Annotated in this window: 4 protein-coding genes; 3 read left to right on the top strand and 1 reads right to left on the bottom strand. The window is 69.7% G+C overall.

Translation table 11 applies throughout. The features are described from left to right. Positions 1 to 598, top strand: a 598-nt coding sequence (locus VF794_RS12600; RefSeq protein ID WP_331110057.1) for a DUF4166 domain-containing protein, incomplete at its 5' end; no start/stop codon positions are given. After that, entirely contained in the window at positions 595 to 1,170 is a 576-nt protein-coding gene (locus tag VF794_RS12595; protein WP_331110055.1) for a hypothetical protein, read from the top strand. The genes VF794_RS12600 and VF794_RS12595, both read left to right, overlap by 4 nt. Positions 1,171 to 1,186: 16 nt before the next feature. Here the strand turns inward: VF794_RS12595 and VF794_RS12590 are convergent, their stop codons facing one another. After that, entirely contained in the window at positions 1,187 to 1,714 is a 528-nt protein-coding gene (locus VF794_RS12590; protein WP_331110053.1) for a GNAT family N-acetyltransferase, read from the bottom strand. Between the two features lie 539 nt (positions 1,715 to 2,253). On the opposite strand from VF794_RS12590, the gene epsZ reads away from it, so the two are divergent. Continuing rightward, a complete protein-coding gene (epsZ, locus tag VF794_RS12585; protein ID WP_331110059.1) occupies positions 2,254 to 3,675 on the top strand; it encodes an exopolysaccharide biosynthesis polyisoprenyl-phosphate hexose-1-phosphate transferase EpsZ in 1,422 nt (473 codons plus the stop codon). Positions 3,676 to 3,902: the final 227 nt, after the last annotated feature.

The following is a 3,902-nucleotide window of genomic DNA, read 5'->3' as shown; positions in this document are numbered from 1 at the left end:
AGTGTCCCTACCGCTGGCGGCCCCTGCGGCGCGAGAGGTGGTCATGACGGAGCACGAGCCCACGTCGCTCTACGCCGAGCTGCTCGGGGACACCTGGGCGGAGCTGCCTCCCATGCTGCGCCGCATGCACGGAGAGGGACGCGCCTCGGGGTGCTTCACCATCCACCGGGGACGGGGCGTGGTGCGCGCGCTGGTGGGCTGGCTCTGCCGCTTCCCCGCCGCGGGCGAGGACGTGCCCACGCGCCTCGTGGTGCGGCGAGAGGGTGCCGGGCAGAGCTGGGAGCGCACCTTCGGGACGCAGGCGCTCGCCACCACGCAGTACGCCCGGGAAGGCCGGCTCATCGAACGACTTGGCCCGGTGGAGTGCGTCTTCCGCCTGCGCGCCGAGGGCCGCGCGCTCTTCTATGAGCAGGTGGAGGCCTGGCTCCGGCTCGGCTCCTGGCGCCTGCGCCTGCCCGACCCGCTCGCCCCCCACATCCAGGCCACCGTCGAGGAGGCCCCCACGGGCATGCACGTGTGCGTGCGCATCGGCGCGGCGCTGGTGGGCGGCCTGCTGACGTACGAGGGTCTCGTCGCCCCCGAGGAGGAGTCTCCATGAGTACCGCGCTGTGGCTGCTCGCCATCCAGGGAGTGATCGGGGCGTTCGACACGCTCTACTACCACGAGTGGCGTGCCCGGCTTCCCGCGCGCGTCCCGGGCACCCGTCCCGAGCTGCTGCTGCACGCGGCGCGTGACTTCTTCTACGCGCTCCTCTTCGGCACCCTGCCCTGGCTGGCGTGGCGCGGAGCCTGGGCGGTGGTGCTCGGGTTCGTCATCGCGGTGGAGATCCTCATCACGCTCGCGGATTTCGTGGTGGAAGACACGGTGCGCCGGCCGCTCGGAGGCGTCTTCCCCGGGGAGCGGTGCACGCACGCGGTGATGGGCATTCTCTACGGCGCGGTGCTCGCCCACCTCGTCCCTGAATTGCTCGCCTGGGGGAAACTGCCCACGGCGCTGGTGGTGGCCCCCGCGCCCGTCCCCGAGCCGCTGCGCCTCTCGCTCGTCCTCATGGCGGTGGGCGTGTTCGGTTCGGGGGTGAGGGACCTCTACGCCGCGCTCCAGCTTCCCGGAGGCCGCTGGCCCTGGCCGGTGGAGACCCAGTCTCCCCCCGGGCAGGGCGCGGGGAGCTGAACGGAGGACGGGGCGCTCAGCGAGGGTAGCGCCGCATGTACGCCACGAGGGAGACCGTGGGCAGCTCCAGGTCGCCCGCTGGCTCGCGCACGAAGCCGCGGCGCTCGTACATGCGCATCACGCCCTCCGCGCCCCGTCGCACGTGCAGGCAGATGGCCGGCACGCCCCACTCGTCGCGCGCCACACGCTCCGCCTCGTCGAGCAGGGGCGTGGACAGGCCCTGGCCGTGCACGTCCACGGACGTGGCCAGGTGCCGCAGGTCCGCCGTTTCCGGCAGCCACGCCTCCGAGCCCGGGGCCCCCGGCGGCCACAGCGCCACCGTGCCCACCACCCGGCCGTCCAGCTCCGCCACCCACACCTTCGCCACCGCGCGCTTGCTCGCCACATCGCGCAGGGCGCGCTTGCGCTCCTCGGTGTACACCACCTCCGGCAGCTTCTTCGCGTACTGGCTGATGAAGGCCTCCACCAGCAGCTCGCCCACCACCGCGTCGTCCTCGGGCCTCGCCTCGCGGATGACCACCCGCTTCGACAACTCCGTGCTCATGCGCCCGCCTCTACCATGGACGCGGGTTCACGAGCCCCTCGCGCCCCGCACATGCGTGACAGCACCCGCATGGCGGTGACTCCCCGGGAGGACCCATTACGTCCAGTCCCCTCGTCACCATGCACACGCCATGCCCCTACACCGGCCCCACACATGCGCTCCGACCTCGGGCCGGAGGACTGTCACTCAACGGTTACATTCCCAGTACAAAAATACAGGTGGGATTGACACCCCGTGCGACTGTCTCCTACGGTGCGTTCCAGTAGATACAGGGGGATGCGACCGCTTAACACTTGCCCGTCCACTGCCTATCCACGGCTTCTGACCAGCGTCCGGGTCCCCTATGATGGGCGGCCACTGGACGTCGAACTCCCGGAGGACCCCCCCCCTTGCGACCCGCAGCACAAGTTGACGTGAGCTCCAGCGAGCCGACCACCCCCACCTCGCAGGCCAGCCTGGAGACCCAACCCAATGAGTTGGCTCCGAGCGTGGCCCCGGTGGCGTCCAGCGCGCTCGAGACCACGGAGAAGTCGCTCACCGTGCTGCCCCAGAAGCCCCCCGAGGCCGCCGCGGCGCCCTCGCGCTTCGCCCCGGGCTTCGCCGCCAAGCTGAACCTGCTGGTGGACGTGGTGCTGGTGCTGGTGGCACTGCTCGTCTCCACGACGATGATGGGACACGACCTGCACCTGGAGCGCACCGACGTCTGGGTGCTGATGGGCGTGGGCGTGGTGGCGTGGCTGTTCGTGGGCACGGCGCTGTGCCTGTACGACGCGCGCTTCGCGGACCGGGAGCGGCTGGATGACCTGGCGCTCATCTCCATCCAGGTGATGGTGGTGACGGTGGTGCTCTTCCTGACGCGCCTGGTGATGGGCACCGAGTCGTGGATCGTCGCGCTCAGCATGTTCCCGCCGCTGTTGTGGCCGTCGGTGGCGCTGCTGCGCTTCTTCCTCTTCCGGCAGCTGTCGGGGCAGGAGCAGCCGCTGGACGAGGTGCTCATCCTGGGCGTGGGAGCCATGGGCCGGGTGACGGGCGAGGACCTGAACACCAAGCACCGGCGCAAGGTCATCGGCTACTTGAGCTTGAGCGGCGAGACGACCCCGGCCGCGCCGCCCGCCCCCGTGCTGGGCACGGCGAAGGACCTGGAGCACATCCTGTGCACGGTGCCGGTGGACGAGGTGTACATCGCCGGCAACATGTTGAAGCACTCGGCGGAGATGCAGGCCGCGGTGAAGCTGTGCGAGAACTTCGGCATCCCGTTCGCGCTGCCAGCGTACCACTTCCGGTTCGATCGGGCGCGGCCCATCGATGACCATGCCGTCTCGGATGGCTACCTGCACTTCCTGACGCACGCCTTCCAGCCGCACCAGATGGCGATCAAGCGGCTCTTCGACATCTGCAGCTCGGCGGCGGCGCTGGCGGTGCTCTCGCCGCTGCTGGTGGGGGTGGCGCTGGGCGTGAAGTTCACCAGCCGCGGGCCCATCTTCTTCAAGCAGAAGCGCGTGGGTGTGCACGGCAAGCCGTTCAACATGCTCAAGTTCCGCTCCATGGTGGTCAACGCCGAGGAGCTCAAGGCCAAGCTGGAGGCCCTCAACGAGCAGACGGGCCCCGTCTTCAAGATGAAGAACGACCCGCGGATCACTTCCATTGGCCGCTTCATCCGCAAGTACTCCATCGACGAGCTGCCTCAGCTCATCAACGTGCTGCGCGGGGAGATGAGCGTGGTGGGGCCTCGGCCGCCCATCCCGAGCGAGGTGGAGAAGTACGCCGCCTGGCAGCGTCGCCGGCTCTCGGTGCGTCCGGGCCTCACCTGCATCTGGCAGGTGTCCGGCCGCAACCAGATCTCCTTCGAGGAGTGGATGTACCTGGACATGCAGTACATCGACCACTGGAGCCTCAAGAACGACATCAACTTGATTCTCAAGACGGTGCCGGTGGTGCTCACGGGCAGCGGCGCGAGCTAGGCGCCACGCCGAGAAGTACGGGGCCCCGCGGTTCTGCGGGGCTCCGCGCACGGGTCGAGCCGCCGCTCCTCGTGCCTCCCTCGCCAGCTCGCCCTCCAGGGTAGCGGCGGGCGGTCCCTGGTATCTCCCAAGACTCAACACGCCCGCTCGACCGCTCCACGGACGTAGCAGCATGCATTTGACGGGGCAGCACCGCTGTCGTTCACTGCGCGCAGCCTTCCCTGTCG

This window comes from Archangium sp. (genome assembly GCF_036389735.1).
Taxonomy (GTDB): domain Bacteria; phylum Myxococcota; class Myxococcia; order Myxococcales; family Myxococcaceae; genus Archangium.
Note: the sequence above shows the minus strand (reverse complement) of the source record. Positions and strands in the feature narration are given on the sequence as shown.

Bases quoted from the DNA above. Each gene is read 5' to 3' on its own strand.
- VF794_RS12595 (WP_331110055.1), top strand. From the start codon at position 595: ATGAGTACCGCGCTGTGGCTGCTCGCCATCCAGGGAGTGATCGGGGCG.
- VF794_RS12590 (WP_331110053.1), bottom strand. From the start codon at position 1,714: ATGAGCACGGAGTTGTCGAAGCGGGTGGTCATCCGCGAGGCGAGGCCC.